General features: G+C 34.7%; 25 protein-coding genes. 2 read left to right on the top strand and 23 right to left on the bottom strand.

Annotation, left to right across the window (positions count from 1 at the left end):
• Window positions 1-84: 84 nt before the first annotated feature.
• The 12 genes from JOD07_RS13750 to JOD07_RS13695 all read right to left on the bottom strand — a co-directional run bounded on the left by JOD07_RS13750 (window position 85) and on the right by JOD07_RS13695 (window position 11,986).
• A complete protein-coding gene (locus JOD07_RS13750) occupies window positions 85-603 on the bottom strand; it encodes a CDP-alcohol phosphatidyltransferase family protein (RefSeq protein WP_204614354.1) in 519 nt (172 codons plus the stop codon).
• A gap of 91 nt (window positions 604-694) precedes the next feature.
• Window positions 695-943, bottom strand: coding sequence for a hypothetical protein (locus JOD07_RS13745; RefSeq protein ID WP_158740941.1), 249 nt, complete (start codon window positions 941-943; stop codon window positions 695-697).
• A 378-nt stretch (window positions 944-1,321) separates the two neighbouring features.
• Entirely contained in the window at window positions 1,322-2,689 is a 1,368-nt protein-coding gene (rlmD, locus tag JOD07_RS13740; protein ID WP_204614352.1) for a 23S rRNA (uracil(1939)-C(5))-methyltransferase RlmD, read from the bottom strand.
• Window positions 2,690-2,710: 21 nt separating this feature from the next.
• The gene (locus tag JOD07_RS13735; RefSeq protein WP_158740945.1) at window positions 2,711-2,899 is read right to left on the bottom strand and encodes a hypothetical protein; all 189 of its coding nucleotides are present in this window, start codon (window positions 2,897-2,899) and stop codon (window positions 2,711-2,713) included.
• A gap of 4 nt (window positions 2,900-2,903) precedes the next feature.
• Window positions 2,904-3,479 carry a CRISPR-associated protein Cas4 gene (cas4, locus tag JOD07_RS13730; RefSeq protein ID WP_158740947.1) on the bottom strand — a complete coding sequence of 192 codons (576 nt, stop codon included), beginning with the start codon at window positions 3,477-3,479 and terminating at the stop codon, window positions 2,904-2,906.
• On the bottom strand, window positions 3,472-3,768 hold the full coding sequence (locus JOD07_RS13725) for a hypothetical protein (RefSeq protein WP_158740949.1): 297 nt from the start codon (window positions 3,766-3,768) through the stop codon (window positions 3,472-3,474). Before JOD07_RS13725 ends, cas4 begins: the two co-directional genes overlap by 8 nt.
• Window positions 3,769-3,780: 12 nt before the next feature.
• The gene (locus JOD07_RS13720) at window positions 3,781-4,722 is read right to left on the bottom strand and encodes a 3'-5' exoribonuclease YhaM family protein (protein ID WP_158740951.1); all 942 of its coding nucleotides are present in this window, start codon (window positions 4,720-4,722) and stop codon (window positions 3,781-3,783) included.
• Window positions 4,723-5,158: 436 nt separating this feature from the next.
• A complete protein-coding gene (locus JOD07_RS13715; RefSeq protein ID WP_204614350.1) occupies window positions 5,159-6,514 on the bottom strand; it encodes a S1C family serine protease in 1,356 nt (451 codons plus the stop codon).
• A 163-nt stretch (window positions 6,515-6,677) separates the two neighbouring features.
• Window positions 6,678-8,096, bottom strand: a complete 1,419-nt coding sequence (locus JOD07_RS13710) for a sensor histidine kinase (protein ID WP_204614347.1) — start codon at window positions 8,094-8,096, stop codon at window positions 6,678-6,680.
• Complete coding sequence (locus JOD07_RS13705) at window positions 8,083-8,766, bottom strand: response regulator transcription factor (protein ID WP_158740957.1); 684 nt, start codon at window positions 8,764-8,766, stop codon at window positions 8,083-8,085. Before JOD07_RS13705 ends, JOD07_RS13710 begins: the two co-directional genes overlap by 14 nt.
• 58 nt (window positions 8,767-8,824) lie before the next feature.
• Entirely contained in the window at window positions 8,825-9,505 is a 681-nt protein-coding gene (locus tag JOD07_RS13700) for a PspA/IM30 family protein (protein ID WP_158740959.1), read from the bottom strand.
• Between the two features lie 96 nt (window positions 9,506-9,601).
• The gene (locus JOD07_RS13695) at window positions 9,602-11,986 is read right to left on the bottom strand and encodes an endonuclease MutS2 (RefSeq protein ID WP_204614345.1); all 2,385 of its coding nucleotides are present in this window, start codon (window positions 11,984-11,986) and stop codon (window positions 9,602-9,604) included.
• Window positions 11,987-12,112: 126 nt separating this feature from the next.
• Between JOD07_RS13695 and JOD07_RS13690 the strand changes: the two genes are divergently transcribed.
• Window positions 12,113-12,709 (top strand): lytic transglycosylase domain-containing protein, encoded by a 597-nt coding sequence (locus JOD07_RS13690; protein ID WP_158740963.1) that lies wholly within the window; start codon window positions 12,113-12,115, stop codon window positions 12,707-12,709.
• Window positions 12,710-12,726: 17 nt separating this feature from the next.
• Here JOD07_RS13690 and JOD07_RS13685 read toward each other — a convergent pair whose 3' ends face one another.
• The 5 genes from JOD07_RS13685 to JOD07_RS13665 all read right to left on the bottom strand — a co-directional run bounded on the left by JOD07_RS13685 (window position 12,727) and on the right by JOD07_RS13665 (window position 15,735).
• On the bottom strand, window positions 12,727-13,608 hold the full coding sequence (locus JOD07_RS13685) for a C40 family peptidase (RefSeq protein ID WP_158740965.1): 882 nt from the start codon (window positions 13,606-13,608) through the stop codon (window positions 12,727-12,729).
• A 109-nt stretch (window positions 13,609-13,717) separates the two neighbouring features.
• Window positions 13,718-14,236 (bottom strand): GNAT family N-acetyltransferase, encoded by a 519-nt coding sequence (locus JOD07_RS13680; RefSeq protein ID WP_158740967.1) that lies wholly within the window; start codon window positions 14,234-14,236, stop codon window positions 13,718-13,720.
• Window positions 14,237-14,429: 193 nt separating this feature from the next.
• Complete coding sequence (locus JOD07_RS13675) at window positions 14,430-14,630, bottom strand: hypothetical protein (protein ID WP_158740969.1); 201 nt, start codon at window positions 14,628-14,630, stop codon at window positions 14,430-14,432.
• Window positions 14,631-14,750: 120 nt separating this feature from the next.
• Window positions 14,751-15,242: a tRNA (uridine(34)/cytosine(34)/5-carboxymethylaminomethyluridine(34)-2'-O)-methyltransferase TrmL gene (gene trmL / locus JOD07_RS13670; RefSeq protein ID WP_204614343.1), complete on the bottom strand. Its 492-nt coding sequence runs from the start codon at window positions 15,240-15,242 to the stop codon at window positions 14,751-14,753.
• A 16-nt stretch (window positions 15,243-15,258) separates the two neighbouring features.
• Window positions 15,259-15,735 carry a chemotaxis protein CheX gene (locus JOD07_RS13665; RefSeq protein WP_207756980.1) on the bottom strand — a complete coding sequence of 159 codons (477 nt, stop codon included), beginning with the start codon at window positions 15,733-15,735 and terminating at the stop codon, window positions 15,259-15,261.
• A gap of 227 nt (window positions 15,736-15,962) precedes the next feature.
• Between JOD07_RS13665 and perR the strand changes: the two genes are divergently transcribed.
• Entirely contained in the window at window positions 15,963-16,376 is a 414-nt protein-coding gene (gene perR, locus JOD07_RS13660; protein ID WP_158740971.1) for a transcriptional regulator PerR, read from the top strand.
• Between the two features lie 34 nt (window positions 16,377-16,410).
• Here perR and JOD07_RS13655 read toward each other — a convergent pair whose 3' ends face one another.
• From JOD07_RS13655 to JOD07_RS13630, 6 genes are all read right to left on the bottom strand, one after another.
• Window positions 16,411-17,574 carry an aminotransferase class I/II-fold pyridoxal phosphate-dependent enzyme gene (locus JOD07_RS13655; RefSeq protein WP_158740973.1) on the bottom strand — a complete coding sequence of 388 codons (1,164 nt, stop codon included), beginning with the start codon at window positions 17,572-17,574 and terminating at the stop codon, window positions 16,411-16,413.
• A complete protein-coding gene (locus tag JOD07_RS13650) occupies window positions 17,571-18,053 on the bottom strand; it encodes an Lrp/AsnC family transcriptional regulator (protein ID WP_158740975.1) in 483 nt (160 codons plus the stop codon). The genes JOD07_RS13655 and JOD07_RS13650 overlap by 4 nt, the downstream gene beginning before the upstream one ends.
• A gap of 361 nt (window positions 18,054-18,414) precedes the next feature.
• The gene (locus JOD07_RS13645) at window positions 18,415-19,101 is read right to left on the bottom strand and encodes a DUF2225 domain-containing protein (RefSeq protein WP_158740976.1); all 687 of its coding nucleotides are present in this window, start codon (window positions 19,099-19,101) and stop codon (window positions 18,415-18,417) included.
• 705 nt (window positions 19,102-19,806) lie between these two features.
• Entirely contained in the window at window positions 19,807-20,367 is a 561-nt protein-coding gene (locus JOD07_RS13640) for an S-layer homology domain-containing protein (RefSeq protein ID WP_158740977.1), read from the bottom strand.
• A 156-nt stretch (window positions 20,368-20,523) separates the two neighbouring features.
• Complete coding sequence (locus tag JOD07_RS13635; RefSeq protein WP_204614337.1) at window positions 20,524-21,606, bottom strand: DUF4097 family beta strand repeat-containing protein; 1,083 nt, start codon at window positions 21,604-21,606, stop codon at window positions 20,524-20,526.
• Window positions 21,607-21,680: 74 nt separating this feature from the next.
• Window positions 21,681-23,309: a GAF domain-containing sensor histidine kinase gene (locus JOD07_RS13630; RefSeq protein WP_204614336.1), complete on the bottom strand. Its 1,629-nt coding sequence runs from the start codon at window positions 23,307-23,309 to the stop codon at window positions 21,681-21,683.
• Window positions 23,310-23,321 lie beyond the last annotated feature (12 nt).

Here is a 23,321-nt window from a genome sequence, read left to right as displayed (position 1 = left end):
TACTTTTGCCCTTTTGCCATTGTAGACACTTCCTTCCCTTTTTATATTTTAAGGTGTTCGGCTTTTTGTGTCTACACTAATATACTAACACCACTCTTTAATAGGTAAATCATCGGTTATAGTGCCGGACCTAATAAAACGGCCTTCTTCAATAGCTGCAAATGTTGCAACAGTACAAACTATAATTGCACTGTATTTCAAATCGACAATACTTAAGGTCAGCAGAAGGATAAATAGCATTAAGCCAGTAACCTTATTCATAATGGTATGTTCTTCCACAAACTTCTTCTGTACAATAAATCCAGAAACCAAGTTGATAACCTTTATTGCTACAATGGCACCGATCCATAAATAAAGCCATACAGGAATATCCAATGCTGGAATCAACTTTATAAGGCATACTACAACAAAAACAAAATCTGCAATGGTGTCTAGCTTAGAGCCAAATTCACTGACGGTATTTGTCTTTCTTGCTACTATCCCATCAACCATATCAGTGACCCCTGCCAATAGATACAATATATAGAACGTAGGAGAAAGTGCTGTACAGAACAACAACGCAATACTGCACAGGATTCTAACGCTTGTTATGATATTTGCCATGTACTTACTTCTCCCTTCAATTTAGTTCAGTTTCAAAAAGCCACAGTCAGCTTCTTCATATAATCAAAAAGAACCGTCCCTACTGATTATACTATTGATTCCCTATTCTGCTGTATATTTCTCTAACTTTTTCTATAAGTTCTTCATCATTTAGTAGCTCTTCTTCATCCTCTTTATAAGGATCATAAGCAGCACATATTTCTGGCATATCATCTAGAGCTTCTAATAAAGCTTCATCTTCTAATTCAAACATTTCATGCGGAAAATCATAAGAAAAATCATTACAGTCATACTCCCCATTAACTAAATCTTCCATCATTTTCAATAACTTTTCTCTCATATACCGATTTCCACCCCCACATATTCTATATATAACAATAACATTTATTTTGCTTCTTCCCTTCTTATTCTTGCTTTTCTTTGTCTTTCAATTAATCTGGTATAATAAATTGCTGAAAACCCGCGAAATCCCTTGACTGGACTAGGCAAAATATTCATGAATAAATTCGTCTATAAAACTCATCACTATTAAAACCTACCCAATGGATAAACTGTTTCTAAAATCTGACGTAAAAGCATGAGTTAAATAATCATTTCTTTATTGAATTTTTTACAGTTAATATATTTGAAATAGTAATTTGCCAACGGCGAAATTTTTCCGTTGGCAAATCGTAGGCAAAACTATATCTTTTATAAATATTACATATCTCAATCTCACTTATTGACGTGAAAGCCTAACTACCGTCTCTACATGCACACTATGGGCAAACATGTCTACTGGCTGAGCTTCTTCAACTTTATATCCTTTTTCACTTAAGATTTTTAAATCCCTCGCCAAAGTTCCTGGGTCACAGGAGACATAAACGATTCGCTTGGGTTCCATTTTGGCCATGGTTTCAAGCAGGGTTTCGTCGCAGCCTTTTCTTGGGGGATCTACGACGATGACATCCGCTTTGATGCCTTTTTCTTCATAGAGTGCAGGGATGACTTCTTCAGCTTTTCCTACGAAAAATTCTACATTATCTATATGATTGATTTTTGCATTTCTTCTTGCATCTTCAATGGCTGCTTCGACGATTTCTACCCCGTATACTTTCTTTGCTTTTTTGGCAAGGAATAATGAAATGGTTCCAATACCACAATATGCATCCCATACCGTTTCATCCCCGTTAAGCTTCGCATATTCCAAAGCTTTTTCATAAAGCACCTTTGTCTGCATGGGGTTTACCTGAAAGAATGACAGTGGGGATATTTCAAATTTTACATCCCCAATATAGTCGGTGATATAGTCTTGTCCCCATAATGTCGTGATGGTATCTCCTAATATAACATTGGTTTTTTGAGTATTGTGATTCAGGACAATGCTTTTCATATTTGGGATTTTGGTAAGCTGGGCGATCAGTTGATCTTTATGAGGAATATCTTTTCCGTTGATAACAATGCAAACCATAAATTCTTTCGTCTTAAAACCTACTCTTGTCAAGATATGGCGGATAAGGCCCTTATGTTTTTCCTCATCGTACACAGGTACATTATAGGTTTCTATATAGTTTCTCATGATCTTAATGATTTCGTCATTTATGGGGTCCTGTATATAACATTTTGGAATATCCACAATGTCATGACTTCTTTGAGCGTAAAAACCGATTTGCACCTTTCCATCTTTCATCTTTACCGGAAACTGTGCCTTGTTTCTATAGTAAAAGGGTTCTTTCATCCCTAAGGTAGGATGAACAACAACATCTGTAAGTTTCCCTATTCGTTCTATACTATCTTCCACTTTTTTTCTCTTAAAATCCAGTTGAGCCTGATAATCAAAATGCTGGATCTGGCATCCACCACACCTTCTGGCATGGGGGCAAAGGGGAGTAACTCTCAAGGGTGAAGCTTCTATGATGCGAATTAGTTTCCCATATCCATAGCTTTTCTTCACCTTCACAATTCTTACCTCTATTTTATCTCCCGGTAATCCACCTTCAACAAAGATTGTAAAGTCTTTGATTTTTCCTATGCCTTCTCCTTTTGAACCTATGTCCTCTATGGTCATCTCAAAATGCATATTTTTGCTGATTGGCAATTCATCCATTGTATTGTTCCTCCGTTGTTTCTAGTTCAGTAAATCCTTGTTAAGAAGCTCTCTGATCGCTTTTGCCAGTACTTCATCATCACTTTTTCTTAAAGCTTCTTCCAAAGGATCTTTTTTATCCCATATGGAATCTGATGGTTGTTCCACTTTTGGTTCTGCTTTATTGATTAACTTTTTAATATTTGACTTGGTTTTATCATCTTTTTTCACAATATCAATCCTCTCCATTATAATGCTCACATACTGTATCTCTACATATACAATATCGGCATTTTATAAAGCTTGGATTGACATTTTGTTCTCCAGTTTTAAGCATATCCCGCATCTGGGCTAAAATTTGCTTCGTTTTCTTTCTTAAACTCCATGTATTCTTTATAACAAACATATAATTGCTGTATATGAGCCGTCCCTCTTTAGGCCTTTTCCCATACACGTCTTCAATGATCAGAAAATAGGCTGCCAGCTGCATCATATCTCCTTCATGGGGATTTATGTCATTTTCATTAATGGTACCGCTTTTTAATTCAACAGGAATCAAGTTTTTGCTCCATCTTTTTTGGAAAATATAGTCCGGTTTCCCCTGAAGATCATATTTTTCCGAATATAATATTGTACCATATTCTATATTTGGATCCTTATTTTTTTCCTTTTGGTCCGTGTATATAATATCCGCCCCAAAAACCCCTATCTTCGGCCTTTTAACCTGAATATCCGGTTTCTTAAATATCAGAAATAAAAGGGATATACCCAGTAAAAAAGATATCCCCCATATCATGTATAAGCTATTCATATCTCATCACCCAAAAAAGAAGAGCACCCAGAATCAGTACACAAGCAATGCCTAATAAAGTAAGAACAAGTTTCTTCAGTTTATATCGAAAATGATAGCGGTTATGAAAGCGATTTCCTTTTTGGAAATGGCTCATTTCCGTATATTCATATCCATATTCTTCATTTCTTCTTTTTACTAATTCTCTTAATTTTTTATTGCCAAATAGTCTTGTATAATACCATTGATAAGGGCAGTAAACATACTTATTAATCTCTCCGGCGGATATGGTTCTGCTGTCATTATGCATAGCATCACCTGATTAAAAATCGCTCTTTCTAATATTTCTTCCCAGCATTCTGTTAAAGCCAACCCAGCTGCCCTTGGAATGATCCCCCATAATGGCTTCATCGAATAGTTTAATCTTAGCATCCGTATTATCTGCACAATGAATAATCATGGCTTCAATGGTTTTGGGACGTTTGGGAGAACCATATTCAAATTCTCCATGATGTGCCAAAATGCAATGCTTTATAAGCGCTTCCAAATTAGGAGGGAAATTCTTTATCTGGCTGATTTTCTTCCCTACCATCTCTGCTCCAATCATAATATGTCCTAAAAGCTGTCCAAGATCCGTATAATCATTCATCGGAAAATCAGACAGTTCTTCTATCTTTCCAATATCATGGAGCATTGCACCGGCAATCACGATGTCATGATTGGAACTGGAGTAATAATGAGATAAAAAATTCGCATATTCCACAACAGATAAGGTATGTTCCAGTAATCCTCCCATATAGCTGTGGTGCACACTTCGTGCAGCGGAATGATATGTGAATTTGCTTAAAAAAGCTTCATCCTCCACAAAAAAGCTTTGAAGCAACTTTTTAATATATGGATTTTCAACTTTATCTATATATCCTCTTAATTTTTCAAGCATTCCGTTGATATCTTTATCCGTACAGGGAACATAGTCCATAGGATCATATTCCCCTTCCATACTAAGCCTGAGCCTTCGAATACTGATCTGATATTCCCCTTGAAATACACTGACAATTCCATCTATCTTTATAAAAGAGTTTTCCTCAAATTCCTCGATCTCATTGTGTATATCCCAAATCTTTGCATCCACCAAACCTGTTTTATCCTGCAGCTTTAGGGATATGTAAGGCTTCCCTGTTCTTGACTTTAAGGTTTGCTTCTGTTTGCAAAGGTAATGTCCTATTACCTGTTCGCCATCTCTAATGTCCTTTAAATACCGCATCAAAATCCTCCATTCAAAATCCTTTGACTTTGCGTCAAAGCTTCTTATAGATTACACACTCTATTAAGTTTATTCACGGCATGAATTGTGTAATCTATTCTGGCAAACAAAATATGATTGAAGTAGTTTCAATTAAAATTTGTCTCCATATGTTTATGATTATACCTAATATTGAACTTAAATGCTATATGTCATTGAAACATCATTTTTATAAGAAAGTTTTATCCTTTATGGGCAAAGCGAACTTTTATTTTCACAAGAAAGAGTTTCGCTCGCGAAACTCTCGCGCGGAGCACGGTCGGCAAAGCCGACAAAATACGATATGTGCGAATGTGCATCCTGCTCAGAGGGTTTTTTATTGTATAGGAAATCCGGAGGAATTTCCTATACAATAAAAAAAGCGAACAATGTTCGCCTAAACACTGTTCGCCTCCTGTTAACGATTTACTTTACTTTTATCCTGAAGCTGAACTGTAACAGTTTTCTTTGTGGTTCCTCCTCTTACGATCTTAACTTGAATTTTATCCCCTACTTTATGAGATTCTATAATCTTTGTCAGCTGTGCCATAGTTGTAATCTTATGTCCGTCAAATTCAATAATGATATCTCCTGCTCTGATTCCTGCTGCATAAGCTCCACTGCCTTGATATACTTCACGCACTAAAACACCTATAGGAATTTCGTATAATTGAGCTGTATCCTCCGTTATATCTTGTCCCAGAATACCAAGATAAGGTCTTGAAACAGAGCCTTTGTTCACTAATTCTTCAATAATCGGTTTTGCATCATTAATTGGAATTGCAAAACCCATGCCTTCAACACTGGTATCAACTAATTTGACAGTATTAATCCCAATCACTGCTCCTTTGCTTCCCACTAAAGCTCCACCGCTGTTTCCGGGGTTGATTGCTGCATCTGTCTGAATTAAAGTCATTTCTTTATCTGTAAGCTGGACGGTACGATTGAGCGCACTGATTACTCCTGCAGTAACTGTATTGCTGTAAGCTTCTCCCAAGGGGTTCCCTATAGCTACTGCCAGTTCTCCTACTTCTAATTCATCAGAATCTCCAAAAGGAGCAGCTTTAACCTGTCCTCTAATTTCATCCGGCAAATCACTTTTTAATACTTTTACGACTGCTAAGTCAGTTTGAGAATCTGCTCCTACTACAGTTGCCGGTGCGGAATAACTTCCTAAAAAGGTAACCACCAGATTTTGTGCTTTTTCAATAACATGGTAATTGGTCACAATCATTACTTCATTTGAAGTAACATTAAATATAATACCTGAACCGGTACCTTCCTGTTGGTATTGTGCATTCCACCAATCAGTTACCGTATAACGGCTTTTAATTGATACCACTGAAGGACCTATTTTTTTGGCAATTTCAGGAATACTTACTTGTCCCGATAAATAGGATACAGGAGCTATTTCAGCCGAACCTTCTTCTCCCTCACTGGTTTTAATATTATCAAATGAAAATGGTTCTTCCATATCTTCTTCTACTTGTGTATTGCCAAAGTATTTCTCGTTAAGTGCTTGTAATGCCGGTTGCAGTAAGAGTTCATTAAATGGTTTTGCCAACCCTATGCCCAGTCCTACTGACGATCCCCCTACAACTATTCCAAGAGCGATCAAAAGAGCCGTCATCTTCTTGAATCTTGGCTTTTTCGTTTCTGTTTTAATAGTTTGAGTATAGTAATGAGGTTCAACATCTACTGTACGCGTTTCATTTACGTCTATAATACCTTCATCAATTTCTTTCTCTCGGTCCATTCCATGAAATTCATCCATGTTATTACCTCCTCCACAATTCTTACTTGATGATTATATTATATCTATCAGTTTTGAATAAAATATGAACTATTTGTAAATCTTTATAAATACAAGGCTTTTTATTGTATAGGAAATTCGGAGGTATTTCCTATACAATAAAAAAAACGTGCTATCGCACGCTTTAGTTTTTCAGCTCCAAAGTAAAGGTAAAGGCTACTCCTTCTTCAAGATTTTCTACTTTAATCGCTTCCCCATGATTTTTAAGAATCTGCTTAACAATCGAAAGCCCTAAACCCATTCCGGTCTTATCTTTTCCTCTGGATTTATCCCCTTTATGAAATCTGTCCCAGATATAAAGCAAATCTTCCTGTGGAATAGGATCACCGCTATTCTTGACAGATATAAATACCTTATTACTAGCGCGGGTTGTTTCAACCCATATCTTTCCTTCTTCCGGAACGAATTTCACCGCATTATCCAAAAGATTATAGATGACTCTTTGGATCTGCTCCCTGTCCGCAAAAACCATGGTTCTTTCTTCGGCTAATATTAAATTAAGCTCAACCTTTTTATCCAATACTCTCTTTTCAAATTTATCCAATACTCTTCTGATCAGATCATTGACTTCAAACTGATCTTTTTTTAATTCCATTTGCCCGCTTTCCATCTTAGTTAAATCCATGATGTCATTTGTCATTTTAGTAAGCCGGCGCGTTTCATCTAACACGATTTCAAGGTATTTCGTCTGTTTTTCCTGTGGAATGGTTCCGTCCAATATGGCTTGTACAAAGCCTTGAATCGACGTAAGCGGTGAGCGAAGGTCATGAGATATATTTGCAATAAATCCTCGCCTTAATTCTTCTAACTTATTCAGCTCCTCCGCCATATAATTAAAGCTGCCAGCCAATTCAGCCACTTCATCTTCTCCAATAACATCGAGTTTCCTTTGGAAGTCTCCTCCGGCAATTACCTTGGCTACTTCGTTCATTTCTTTCAATGGATTTGTAATCCGCCTGGATAAATAGTATATAAACATAAAGGCAAGTAATCCGGACAATCCTAGGCATAACAAAGTAATTTTATATAATTCTTGTACAGTTCTTTGAATTTCAGGGATAGGGGTATGCATAAACAATGCACCATAAGTTTTACCGTCTATTTGAATTGGATAACCTATAGTAAGTACAGGTTCTTTAAAGTAGCCTCCGAAATTTCCTTTGATCGTAACTATTTTCCCTTCAAATACTTCAGAAATATGTGCAAATGTTAACTTTTGACCTATCCAGGATTTATTTTCTGTTCTTGAAACTACATAAATTCTGCCGTTGGCATCCACAATCCAAATCATAGAATCCAAATATTTGTCCAACACTTCCATTTCGAATTTGAGCTGTTCTAAGTCCATGATTCCTGTATAATATGCTTTCGCATACTGCATTGTTATTTTTTCTCCCTGCTCCAGCATGATCTCTTCTTTTTGGTTGATAAAATACCTTTCAAAAGCTTGGGATAAAATCGCAGCCAGCAGAATAAAACTTCCTAAAATGATTCCCATATATGCAGTAAAAAGTTTTCCAAAGAGGGTCTTAGATATTTTCAAATTTATAACCTACCCCCCAAACTGTTTTTATACTCCAGGTTTCTTTTTGATTCAATTTCTCTCTTATTCTTTTGATATGCACGTCTACTGTTCTGGTATCTCCAATATAATCATATCCCCAAATGCGGTCTAAGAGCTGCTCCCTTGTAAATACCTGATTTGGATTAGATGCAAGAAAATATAAAAGCTCCAGTTCTTTCGGAGGAAGCTCCATCTGTTTTCCATGATAGGTCACAGAATAATTTCCTAAATCAATAGTAAGATTAGGTACAATAATTTTTCTGCTGTTTTCTTCTCTGGGCTCATATCTTCTTAATACAGCTTTAACTCTGGCAACTAATTCTTTGGGTTCAAAAGGTTTTACGATATAATCATCCGCCCCCAGTTCCAGTCCTAAAACTTTATCGAAAGTTTCTCCTTTAGCCGTCAGCATGATAATAGGAATGTTGCTCATTTTTCGTATTTCTTTGCAAACATCGTATCCATCAATTTCAGGAAGCATTATATCCAGTATAACCAGATGAGGTGCAAAAGATGAAAATACCTGCAAGGCAGTTTTTCCGCTATAGACTTCCTTTGTTTCATACCCTTCTTTATCAAGATAAAGGGAAATCAACTCAGCAATGTGTACATCATCATCTACTATTAATATTTTCATTTTGGAAGACAATATTCCCCACCTCCATTCATAGATTAAACCCCTACATATGTAGGGGTCTTTTTATAATCTATTTGCCCATTTTCGCCTTAAGGGCAGCCAACTCATCCATCACGTCTAAATCCTGTCTTGCTTTTTCCAGCTGCTCAAATTCTTTATCCAATGTATTTTCCGACACCTCGTTATTTAATTCTTCCTGAGCTTTCACCTTATCTTCCATTGCTTCTATTTTAGACTCCATTCTTGCAAAACTATCAAATGCGCTGGTATCATTTAATTCTGAAAAGGTTTTATTAACTGTTTCCTGGGCTTTAGCTCTTTTGGATCTGGCAATCAATAATTCCTTTTTCCTCTTTGCTTCTTCTATTTTATCATTAAGTTCCTTAAGAGAATTCTTTAATTTTTCTGTAACTTGTTTTTGGTCATCCAAATGTATTTTATATTCTTCTGCAAGCTTTTCATGCTCTTTCTTTCTTTTTAAAGCTTTAATTGCTAAATCGTCATTTTGCTGACTAACAGCCAGTTCTGCTTTCTCAGCCCATTCATTTTGAAGTTTCAGCTGTTCTTCATACTCTCTTTCCAATTTCTTTTCATCAGCAATTGCCTGCGCTACTTGGGCTTTTGCAGCAGTATATTGTTCCTGCATATCCAGTATGAGCTGCTCCAGCATTTTTTCCGGATCTTCTGCCTTATCAATCAAGTCATTAATATTTGCTTTAATTACATTAACCATCCTGTTAAAAATTCCCATGATACCACTCCCATTGGATATATTTTGAACTGCCTGTAATTTATATTATATCTAAAGTGAATCATCTAATGCAACATAACATTTGAACTAAGATCTTTATTTAAATTCAACTATTGTTACACCTGTTTCCCCTTCTCCGTATTTTCCTAGTCTATAGGATTTTACATGGGGATGTCTTTTAAGATGTTGATGAATCGCTTGTCTTAAGGCTCCGGTCCCTTTTCCATGGATAATCGTAACCTGAGGCAGATTAGCCAAATACGCATCATCCAGATATTTGTCTATATTGCTAAGTGCCTCATCAACCATCTGCCCTCTAAGATCTATTTCAGGCTTGATATGAAGGGCTTTTACAGGTTTCCCAGTAGAACTGATTTTTTTCGTTTTTTTATCTTGCTTTTCCTCGGATTCATCCAAGGCTAAATTGGATAGGTGTACCTTGATCTTCATAATGCCTGCCTGAACCATAACATCTCCATTTTGATCCGGAGGATCAACAACCATGCCGCTTTGATTCAAAGAGGAAATGAATACTTTGTCACCTTTTTTCAGGTTTTTAGGCAATTTTTTCAGAGTTTTCTTAGGAAGCGCCGCTTTTGCTAAATCATCCTCAATATCCTGAAGTCTTCCCCTAAGCTGTCCCCTTGCTTCCTCCATTTCCTTCTGATTAATCACTATCTGAGCTTCTCTGGCTGATTTTTGAAGTTCTTTTAAAATTTTATCCGCTTCATCTTTGGATTGCTGCAAAATTCTTCTTGCTTCCTGCTTTGCTTCCAGTAGAATTTTTTCTTTTTGAGCCTCCAATTTTTCCTTTTGCTTTTCCAGTTGCTTCTTTAATTCTTCCGCTTCTCTGCGGTATTGGGCTGCTCTGTCCTGCTCATAAAGAGCACTTTTTTTACTGATTTCTAAATCCATAATTAAATCTTCAAATTTTTTGTCTTCCTTTGCTATCAGCTGTTTTGCATGATCAATGATAAAATCAGGAAGTCCTAACCGTTTGGAAATAGAAAATGCATTACTTTTACCCGGAATTCCTATGAGCAATTTATAAGTTGGTCGAAGGGTTTCGATATCAAATTCTGACGAAGCATTTTCAATTCCTTCTGTAGACAAAGCATAAATCTTCAATTCACTATAATGGGTTGTCGCTGCTGTACGCACACCCATTTTAAGCAAATAATCCAAAATTGCCATGGCAAGGGCGGCCCCTTCTGTAGGGTCAGTTCCTGCTCCTAATTCGTCAAAAAGCACCAGAGAATTAGGCGTAACTTTTTCTAAAATATGAACAATATTTGTCATATGACTGGAAAAAGTACTAAGACTCTGCTCAATGCTTTGCTCATCTCCAATATCTGCAAAAACCTGGTCAAAAACCGACAGTTCAGAATTGTCAAAAGCCGGAATATGAAGCCCTGCCTGTCCCATTAATGTAAAAAGTCCAAGGGTTTTTAAAGATACTGTCTTTCCACCAGTGTTAGGACCCGTAATGAGAAGCGTGGTAAATTGATCTCCCAAATAAATGTCAATAGGTACAACCTTTTTAGGATCCAGAAGAGGATGCCTACCTTTTTTAATGTTAATTCTTCCTTCCTGGTTGAATTTAGGTTCTACAGCTCTCATTTCCAAAGCCAGCTGTGCTTTAGAAAATATAAAGTCTAACTGAGTAAGTATTTCCATATTCGTCTGTATAATTTCTAAATTTTCTTCCACCATAGAAGTAAGCCAGGCCAGGATTCTTTCAATTTCTAATTTCTCTTTTACTTGCAATTCCCTTAATTGGTTGTTCAATTGTACTACCGCCATAGGCTCTATGAATAATGTAGCACCTGTAGAAGATTGATCATGAATGATTCCTGGAAAGCTATTTCTATATTCTTGCTTTACAGGAACACAATATCGGTCTCCTCTCATGGTAATAACGGATTCTTGCAGCATTGCTTGATTACTGGAAGAATGAATTATTCTCTGAAGCTGTTCTTTAATTCTTTCATTGGTCAACTTCATTTCTCGTCTCAGGTTATAAAGTGTTGTGCTTGCTTCATCTGATATTTCTTCTTCTGAGATGATACATCGGGTGATCTCATTTTCCACTGCCGGAAGAGTGATAATGCTTTCAAAAAGAGAGTCTAAGGTTTCATAGACTTCTTGTTTTCTTTCATCTTTGGAATAGTTCTTAACTTTTTTACATACTCGCAGTAAATCTGCAATATGGATTAGTTCTGTAGCAGAAAGTACTCCTCCGATCTTTACTCGACGAAGAGCACTTCTTGTATCTCTAAAGCCTCCCAGTGGGATACTGCCTTTTCTTATAGTCATGCTTACTGCATCGCTGGTTTCTTTTTGCATCCGGATAATTTCATTGTAATCCGAAGAAGGCTTTAAATGCTCTGCTATTTCCTTTGCCATAGGAGAAACAGCATAATTCGCTAATTTGTGTATAATTTTATGATATTCAAGGGTTTTTAATGTTCTCTCTTCCATAAATTAGATCCTTTCTAATTTCACTGTTACTTTTAATAAAAAAATACCATTGACGATTGACTTGTTTAATTATATCATTAAATCAGTTATCCAACCACCACAATTCCTGTTTTAAGGAGGATATTTATGGGTTATATTGATCCCAAATCGATGTATAACGAAATATTATCAACAATTCATTCGAATTTTACTATTCCTATTAGGGTACCTCAAAAAAACACTGACAATTCATCTTCCGATGCAACTGCTAATACAACTTCCTTCAGTGAAATACTTAAAGGAGAACTAGATGAAATAATCAATTCTTCTAATGGAAATGTAAGTACAGCCGAAATTGAAAATGCTATAAAAGAAGCGGCCGAAAAATACAATATTGATGAAAATCTGATCAAAGCTGTTATTAAACAGGAAAGTAACTTTAATCCATACGCCCTTTCTTCTGCAGGTGCCAGAGGCCTTATGCAACTAATGCCGGGAACAGCCGAAATGCTTGGGGTTGAAAATGTATGGGACGTAGAAGCAAATGTAGATGCCGGTACGCGCTATCTTAGAGATATGCTGATTCAATTCAATGGCAATACCTCTTTAGCCTTAGCTGCCTATAATGCAGGCCCGGGAAACGTAGAAAAATATAATGGGATTCCACCTTTTAGCGAAACTCAAAATTACGTTCCAAAGGTTCTGGCTTACAAAAAGCAATATGATGCATTTAAAAAAGAGTGACGAAAGTCACTCTTTTTTTATAAAACTCTAACTGCTTTTACATATGTACGAATATAATAATCTTCATTCAAACTATTAATGATTACTCCTCTGCTGCTGTCGGCATGAATGAACTTGTTATTTCCAACGTATATTCCAACATGAGATATTCTACCGTTATTACTTCCTGACGTATCGAAAAATACTAAATCACCAGCTTGCAATTCTTGCTTAGAAATAGTCACTCCATCATTTGCCTGTGCACTTGAAGGTCTGCTGAGATAAATTCCAAAGTGAGACATTACAGCTTGGGTAAAACCTGAACAATCAACGCCGCTGGTTAAATCTGTTCCAGCGTATCTATATGGAGTTCCAATAAATCTTTTAGCATACTCAACAATCTCTTCACCTAAATTATTACTATTAGAAGCTTGTCCTTTTTTTTCTGTAACGAAAACATCTTCCATAGTCTTAACGTAATCTCCATGAATCCAAGCTTCATTACCATTATACTTAATCTGATACCAATCCCCGGATTTTCCTGTTACAATTAAAGCATCACCTTTGTTTACTTGTCCCAAAACATTACATCTTGTATTGGGTGCTTGTCTAATATTTACATGATCTCCTGTGGATACTGCGTCCACCGATGCAATCTTTAATAAATCTCTTACAACATATCCTTCTTCGCCATTATTTAATGCAATTACGTAATAATCTCCTTCAGTCCCTATGATTTCTACTTCTTCATTCTTATCTAAAGTTGAAATCGCTTCTTCTGTCTGGCTTGCTTTCCCCCACACATCGACATTATTTTCTAAACTCACTGCTGTTGTTTTTGCATATGTATTTGAAACATTCAAAATCGAAAACAATCCCAAAACAAAAGTTATTGATGTCAGTCTGCCCCATTTTATCATATTATGTCCCCCATATCGATTTTGTTACGTAATTGTTACAATATTATTATATAAATATAAAAGCACTTTGTCAATTACTTTTAAAAATGTTGTGGAATTTTAAATTTTATTAAGCATTTTTACAATAAATTAGTATATTTCCGAACATAATCTGCTGGGCATCATATCTAGAAATCGTTTTAATGGGTGAAAAACCAAGTTTTGACCAAAATCTTACTCCAATATCGTTTTTTTCGGCAATACTGACACAAACACATTCTATCTCACATTGTGATTTAAAAAAATTCATGATTTCCGTCACCAATTCAGTACCGTATCTTTTTCTGCAAAATTCTTTATGAATCATGACAGAACTAATCCATAAAACTTTTTTTCTGCCATAATGAATAGTTCCTTCAATACATCCTACTGGGCGATGATCTGAAATAAGTTTTGCAACACAAAAAAAATTCTGTCGCTCATCGTCTTTTTCAAACTGCTTAAGATACTTTTCGCATAGATTAGTATTATGTCCAATAGCATATAAGTAAAAGTCCATATCCTGATACATATGTTTGATAAAAGGCAGATCTTTTTTTTCTATATCTTTGATCAGCAATCTGTTTGAATAAATAACGTTATCTAACATAAATTTTCCCCTTATGCCCCAAAACTACAAAACTACCTTAATGCTACCATATTTTTTATTTTTTATCAATAAAGCCTCTATGCCGTACTTGTAAAACAAAAGTTCAGCTCTTTAGAAGTAGACGAATTTTTTACTTCATTATTTCAAAATAAAAAAGTTCATGGTTGAACCATAAACTCTTTCTTAGTTTTTTTTAGCTTTTTTTATCTTTTTCTTCTTTTTTATCTTTTTTATAATGAACATTTGGTGCAAGTTCTTCTGAAGTTTCCATTCCATAGATCGATCTTCTGTGTTCTTCAGAACTATTTCTTGCTGCTGAAATTGCCATGGACATTACCAATATCCCCAAGGTAGCACCTATAAAAATTCCAATTATGATTCCAGTCCAGAACATAAGCAACCCTCTTTCTTTATACCTTATTTATTTTTAGGGTATGCTATTTTAGAGGGTTTCATTCAAACAGTTTTTGCAATTTAATAAAAAATTAAAACCCGGCTGTACATCAGTCGGGCTCTAATCCCAATTATACTCTCTTAATTTACCTTCACACATTAATCCATCAAAATTCAATTGTCTCATAGCTTCATAGGCCACAATTGCAACAGAATTGGACAAATTCAGAGAACGCGCTTCATTTCTCATAGGTATTCGTATACACGTATCAGGATAATCTTTTAAAATGCTCTCCGGAATTCCCGCTGTTTCTTTACCAAAGACAATAAAGCAATCTTTAGTATAGGATACTTCAGTATATACATGCTTTGCTTTTGTAGTCGCCATAAAAAGTAATGCATCAGGATATTTAGATTTAAAATCCTCAAAATTCTCATGATAATGAATATTTACCAGATGCCAATAATCTAATCCAGCTCGTTTTAAATATTTGTCTTCAACAGAAAATCCCAATGGTTTAATTAAATGTAAATCTGCTCCGATAGCAGCACAAGTTCTCGCGATATTTCCTGTGTTTTGTGGGATTTCAGGCTCTAATAAAACAATATTCATAGCACTCACTCATTTTCTACTTAGCATCTTGTATTGCTACATCAATTTCAAATGTAGCACCTTGGCTGAGTTGTAATGGAATGCAAATCGTCTGCATTTTAGTTGTGGAAATTTGCATATTATCTCCCATCAGCAATGACGGAGGTGTAATATCAACAGAAACTCCATTGTTATAGAATATTGTTGCTGTATTTCCTAAAATCATATTGGTTAATTCGGCAATAGCACTCTTTGCCATTTCATCTAATTCTGGAACTGGCATTCCCATCATCATTTTAGACGCAATCGAGCAAGCTACATCTATTCCCATACTAAATATAATCTGACCTTTAATGTCTCCGGTAACACCAATAATAATAGCAATCGTATTACTAGCGTAAGGAGATTTCTTGAGATATATTTTTCCAAGTTTCGACTCTTCTTGACATACATCTCTTAATATTGATTGTGTTCCTTGAATGAATGGATTAATAAGGTCAACATTTATAGACATTAAAGATCCCACCTTTGATTATTAAAATTAATTTACTAATTCAACAACTAAGTAAATACTCGTTTATTTTAACATATTAGATTATCAATTACAATAGAATTTGATAAGCCTGAAATTATTTCTACCCTAAAATTTATAAGGATCGTTCTGATTTGTTGCTTGACGAAATGTCAAAAATTTTATATTATTACTATGTAAAAATCATTATTAATAAGGTGGTTATTCCGATGAAAGAGCTTGCACAACGTCTAAAGGAAAAAAACCTGAAGGTAACTCCTCAAAGGCTGGCTATTTTTCAAATGCTTTCTAAAACAGAAGAACATCCCAGTGCTGAAACCATCTATAAATCTTTGGAAGCCACACATCCAACGATGAGTTTAGCAACGGTGTATAAAACTCTTGATGCTTTAAAAAAAGTTAATCTTATTCAGGAGTTAAACGTAGGAGAAGATTGTTTTAGATACGATGCAAATACCAATTCTCATCCTCATCTGATTTGTGTTTCTTGTCGTGAAGTATTTGATATGGGTTCGATTGATTTAGACCATATTCGTTCTAACATCGAAAAAGAAACAAATTTCAAGTTAGTAGATGAGAGACTCTATTTCTATGGTATTTGTCCAAAATGCCAGAATAAATAACCACAAAAGAACAGCCTAGGCTGTTCTTTTGTGGTTATTTATATTGTTCCATAAACTTTTCTATTCTCCTTAAAGCTTCTTTGATATTATCAATCGAGTAGGCATATGAACATCTTATAAATCCTTCTCCACTTTCTCCAAAAGCAGTTCCAGGCACTACAGCTACTTTTTGCTCATATAAAAGTCTTTTGCAGAATTCCTCAGAGGTCATTCCTGTTTTTGCAATGGAAGGAAAAACATAAAAAGCTCCTAACGGTTCAAAGCAATCCATTCCCATCTTTCTAAACCCATCAACCATAATCCTTCTTCTTCGATTAAAAGAGTTTCTCATTTCAGCAACATCCGAATCTCCATTCCTCAGTGCTTCTACTGCTGCATACTGACTGGTTGTGGGAGCGCACATAATGGCATACTGATGAATTTTTGTCATCATGGCAATCAATTCTTCAGGCCCTGCTGCATAGCCCAGTCTCCATCCAGTCATGGCATAAGCCTTGGAAAAACCATTGATCACTAAAGTATTTTCATACATGCCAGGTATAGAAGCAATAGAAACATGCTCCTTATCATATGTCAATTCAGCATAAATCTCATCAGAAATTACCACAATGTCTCTATCCCTCAAAATATCAGCTATTTTTTCAAGATCCTCTTTTTCCATAATTCCACCGGTTGGATTGTTAGGATAAGGAAGAATCAACACCTTAGTTCGATCAGTAATATGAGCTTTAAGTTGCTCAGGTGTCAAGCGAAACTCGTCCTCTGCCTTTGTAGTAATTGTAACAGGAACCCCTCCTGCCATAATGGTGCAAGGTTTATATGAAACATATGAAGGTTCAGGTATTAATACTTCATCTCCCGGATTTAAAAGTGCTCTGAGGGCCAAATCAATTCCTTCACTCGCTCCAACAGTAACAAGGATCTGCGTTTTAGGATTATATTCAATGCTAAAACGTCTTGATAAATATTTACTGATTTCCTCCCTTAGTTCCATTAATCCGGAATTGGAAGTATATACTGTTTTACCTTTTTCTAAATTGTATATTCCCTCTTCTCTTATATGCCAAGGAGTATCAAAATCCGGTTCTCCAACACCCAAAGATATTGCATCTTCCATTTCGTTTGCAATATCGAAAAATTTTCTTATGCCTGATGGCGGAATATCTCTAACAGTCGATGCAATCATTTCTGGCTTCATGGAGATACAACCATCCTCTCGTCCTTACGGGGCGCTTCAAAAGGAATACCATGGTCTTTATATTTTTTAAGAACAAAATGAGTTGCCGTACTTAATACTGATTCCAATGGGGCTAATTTTTGCGCAACAAATAAAGCAACTTCCTTCATTGTTCTTCCTTCAATAATTACAGTTAAGTCAAATCCTCCAGACATTAAATACACAGCTTTTACTTCATTAAATCTATAAATTCTCTCCGCAATTTTATCAAAACCTTCTCCTCTTTGTGGAGTTACCTTTACTTCAATTAACGCAGTCACTAAATCTTTTTTAGTTTTATCCCAATTAATCAAAGTATTATAACCGCAGATAATCTGCTCTTTTTCCATTTGCTTAATCTCTTTTTCAACTTCTTCTTCTGTTGTGTTCAACATAACCGCAATATCTTTTATTTGTATCCTACTATTCTTCTCCAGGATTTCCAGAATTTCTTCTCTCATTGCTTGTCCACCTCTTCTGCCTTTATTTTTTCATAATTTTTCTTAAAATTCATCTATATCCAATCACTTCAGAGGTATTAATTATTATATCTATGGATTTGACCTTTTAATCTTTGCATCTGGATTGCTGCTTTCTAACATGCCAACCAGTTTTGACGCTAAAAAGCAACTATGAACATGCATCCACTGAAAAATAACCTATAGCATATAACTAGCAAAATTCCTATAAGTTCTCCTCCACTGGATGCAATATCATTATAAAAAAACCCGAGCAGTCAAATATCCGTCATCTTTTGCAGTCTTTGATATAGGTCCACTAAAAACAAGAAATATTTCAAACTCCTCTCAAAATAAAGGCTTCTTATGATACAGAATTTTTCTTAAGTTCATCTTTTACCAAATGCCATTGATCTCTCGCAAGTTTCTGAATTCTTTCTGTTCCTGTTCTGGAGTTTATTACTTTAGAAAACCAAACCACAGCTTCTTCATTATTACCAAGTCTTCTATGCAATTCTCCAATTAAATATATTACTGTAGCTTCATCCATATTTTCTAAAGGAAATCTTTCATTGGCATAAGCTTCTAAATATTTTTCAAGCGCATTTGAAAGAAAAGTCCTTTCTTTTTCTTCGTCATTCATAAAACGATACAACCATGCAATTCTCAAACATATTGCAGCTACTTCACTTGCTTTTGCCTTGCTGATCTGAGCACTTATTAATGCCAGCTTAAATCTATTAACAGCTTTTTCATAAGTTATAATCTTTTCCGTTTCCCGAGCAACCCACTTGGGGGTAATATATTCCTGAATTAATTTTGCTCTTTTGGGGGTAATATTAGGGAATGAACTTTGTAATGCTGCATATCCACATAATTGACAAATCCAAACATCGTAAAGCATAGGATTCAACGCTTTGTAGTGCACACAAAAATCAGTATCCCTGCTTTCCACCATATATGCCTTTTTCTTTACAGCAGTCACTGTAAAAGTATTGCCACATACAGGACATTCCACACTTTTCTCATAAAGAAAATTATCAACACACATTTTGATCCTCACTCTCCGATATAAAAACTTTATTCTCCCAAATATCTATATATATTTCAACATTTTTCAAAATAAATTTCTTTTCTCCTTGCTAAAATTAATCTTACCACTTTTTCAGCCGTACTTTCAACACCGATTTAAAGTTCATCTTAGAATTTCTAATCCCTCAAAAACTCTTTATAGCATTGATCAGATTCATACTTTAAAAACATTTAATTTAATTCAATTGAATCTCAATCATAAATTTCATTCTGTTTATTATATGGAAAAATCCACTTCTTGTTTCCACCCAAATACTTATTATGTATTCATTCCTTTACACCTCTTTTCTTAACTTTTTAACCTTTTCATAAGTAATTTTCCATAAATGGAATATATTTTCTGGTCTATGACTTTAGTTGTAGTTCTTGAATGACTTGATATATAAAAAATAAGTCCTACGAACTAGGACTTCATTGTCTAAAAAAAATACTATCAAAACCTTAAGAACATAAATTTCGTAACCGTGCATTACACTGGCTTCATCCATGAATGAAGCACTTTTATTATATATCATTTTATTATGTTTTACAACAATTCAAAAGTTTTTTCTATTATCATTATATTTCTACTGGTAAAAATTATTAGATATATTTTAAGACTTTAATAAAATTTAATTATACAAAAATTTAAATATTTATCGAATTCCTTTATAATCCATCATTTTTACTTTAGTTTGACAAGTAACGTATTCCACAGCAATTCCGCCACCACACCTCTTGTAACTTTTTGATTGTAATTGATATTTTCCTCTTGAACAATACCTATCTCTCTTCCTTTATTAATATAATTATATGGCCAAGTTCCTTCAAGATTTTTGTCTTGTTTCGCAAGTCTTACCATCATTGCCGTAGCTTCTGCATATGTTATATCCTGATTAGGTTTGAAACTTCCATCAGGATAACCTGCAATCAGTCCCAATTTAGCTGATTTTTTTATATGAGCTGAAGCCCAATGACTGTCTTTCACATCTTTAAACTTTTGATCCTCCATACCAATAATAATAGTATTTTCATATCCTAAAACTCGCACTAAAATCGTTGCTATTTCAGCTCTTGTTATATTATTATCCAGTCGAAGAGAGCCATCTTCATATCCAGCTAAAATCTTCAGTGTCCTGAGTTTATTTCCAGCCTGTATTTGCGCATCTGTAGCAGCAAAAGAGGGTTTTAATGACACAACGGACAGTAAAACAATAATAAACACAATTTGAATCCTTTTTAACATATGTATCCCCCCAAACATTTATGTCTAAATTATTATACCATAAAATAAAGATCCCCTTCTAGCACTGGAAAAATTTCATCTTTTTATTGCATAGGAAATCCGAAGGGATTTCCTATGCAATAAAAAAAAGCTTCCATTAAAATAGAAGCTTTTATACTAATTAATAATAATGGGGGCATTGGATGTTTCTAAATCTAGACTGATCTTTTTCTCTGCCATGGAATAATGATTAGAAATCCCTTTGACATAGTTTTTTTCATTGACTTTATAATCCATATTGCCAATATTCACTTGTACTCCATTTAAAGATGTATTCGCTTTTAAGTTGTATCCTACCCTTGAATCTTTTAGTGTGTTCATTTTAACGGCTCCATTGGATGTCTCCAAACTCCATTGATAAAAATCAGATTCTTCTAGCTTGCTTAAACTTACATCCAATAAGATTTCAGCTTCAGATGTTGCAAGCTCCATTTTTTCAATATCACACTGCTTGGCTTGAATCTTTCCGTTAGAAGTTTCTGCTTTCATATATTTTCCTGAGATATTTTCAAGAAGTATTCTCCCGTTACTCGTTTCTGCTTCTAACTTTCCTGTTTTAATATTTTTAAGTTCTATAGCCCCGTTAGAATTATAAAGAGTCATTTCCTCTGCTTTAAATCCATCAATAATAATTTGATCATTGTTGGTTTCCAAATAAAGCTTCTTAAACAACGTATCTGGAACAAATGCCTCCACTGCTACCCTGTTAAAATACCCTTCATCATAATTTAAATAAAAAATGTTTCCCGATTCAATCAATGTTATGTCATGACTGGAGTCTTTAGGAATATAATTTATCTTTGCCGTAATTTTATCACCATTATATCCTTTAATATAAATCATTCCATTCTTGCCATTGAATCTTAGTTCCGCATTGTATTTACTTCCTACATGAAGTTCCACTGTCTTTTCTTTACCTCCAATAAAAGGAGAAAAAGTACTTGAATCTGATAAAGTTCTGGAAAGTTTGTCTGCAAAATACGCAGTTTTATCTAATATTGTTTTAGTCGCTTTTTTTAATTTCGGTTCTAAGTCTTTTGAAAGAATTTCAACTTTTTTCCCAAAATCTGTTTGAACAGATGAAGTAGGTCTGACATTTTTTTCTTTATCTTTTACTGCATTCAAAAGTTCTGTTGCTTCACTAGGAGTAATCTTTCCCTGCTCCAACATTTTTAAGATCATCATCTTTTCTTCACTCATATCTTTAGCCTCCTCATAAACCAATTGCTAATAGTATGCTTTATATAGTTATTAATAAATACGTATAGTTCTCTTTATTGTTTATTCAAAGGCAAAGAAAAATAAAATGTTGTTCCTTTTTTATAAGTACTTTTAAACCAAATCTCTCCACCCATTCGGCTAAGAAGCTCTTTTGCAATCGTCATTCCCAATCCACTGCCTTTTTCTTCAATATTGAATTGCTTATTGGATATCTGAGCAAAACGTTCAAATACTTTACTCTGATCTTCTTTTTTTATCCCTATTCCCGTATCCTCAACAGAAAAAATTGCCCTTTGATTTTCAAAATCCGCCCTGGCAGAAATCGTAATACTGCCTTCATTGGTAAACTTTGCAGCATTTCCGATAATATTGTAAAGTACTTGCTGAATTCTTGTTTCATCCCCCATTATTTTAGGTAAGTTGGGATCAAAATTATATTTAATTTCAATGTTTTTATCCCCGATCAGTGATCTTAATGTCATCGCCCCATTTAATACGATTTCGTATAGATCCACTTCTTCATTTTCAAACTCAACTTTTCCGGCTTCAATTTTTGATAAATCCAAAATGTCATTGATGAGTCTTAAAAGGTATTTACCGCTTTGGTAAATATTATTAAGATCTTTCAAATTCTGTTCCGGAATTTTATCTTCCAGACTGGACATAAGAAGTTCAGAAAAACCAATAATCGTATTTAGAGGGGTTTTTAATTCATGGGATATGTTTGCAATAAACATGGATTTTAATCTATCTAACTCTAATAGATTTTTATTACTTTCTTCCAATCGACTTTTGGTTAATCTAAGTTCTTCATTCACGAATTTTGAATTTTGATAAGCATAAGAAAGCTTTTTATATAATTTAAGAGTATGAATGGAAACAGCCGCCTGTCTGCATAAGATTTCCAACATTTTTTGCTCATCATAATCAAAGTGATGAGCAGATCTGTAATGAAGGCTAAGGACTCCTACAACTTTGTTATTGATTTCTATAGGCCCGGAAATCTGTGCCCAATCCTGTAATCTATCCTTTTTTCTGACTGTTTTCATATACGTAATCTTTTCTTTTCTGACTTTATCAATCAACTCCCAATCAATAGGGTGCATCAGTTCACTGAATAACTCTCCTGTATAATCCGAAATCCGAACACTGTGGGTATCATTATAAAAAGTAACCAAAGAACAGTAATCCTGTGGCAGCAGTGAGCAGGTTTTAGATACGATTTCTCCACATAATTCGTCATAATTGTTGAGATTTAAGATAGGCCTTGCTAATGTTTCAAAAGCCGTTTGGAAATCATTCACAGCAATGTCTGTAAACTGATTGATGACATGATCAAAAAAAGCACCCACATACTTTAACTCATGTTCTTCTAAAACTTTCCATTTCGTAATGACTTCCATAATCGAATATTTTAAAAGAATAATCCTATCTTGAATATGATGAATTTTGGTTCCTCTGTGACTATGCTTTTGCACAATATGAAGAACCAAATCCCTAATCATTTTCTTGCATTTATCTGATGGATTCAGAAAAGATTCTTTCTCATTATCAATAAAATATCCCAAAGCAATCAAAACATTTTTTATTGTAATTGAAGGTGCTTCAATGATTCTATTTTGCTGATCGATATATTCTCGGTCCATCATATTTTTTTCCCAGCCAAATAAAATGTCATCCATATATCTTTCACA

It is taken from the genome of Defluviitalea raffinosedens, assembly GCF_016908775.1.
Lineage (GTDB): Bacteria > Bacillota > Clostridia > Lachnospirales > Defluviitaleaceae > Defluviitalea > Defluviitalea raffinosedens.
This window is presented reverse-complemented; position numbering and strand designations above follow the sequence as displayed.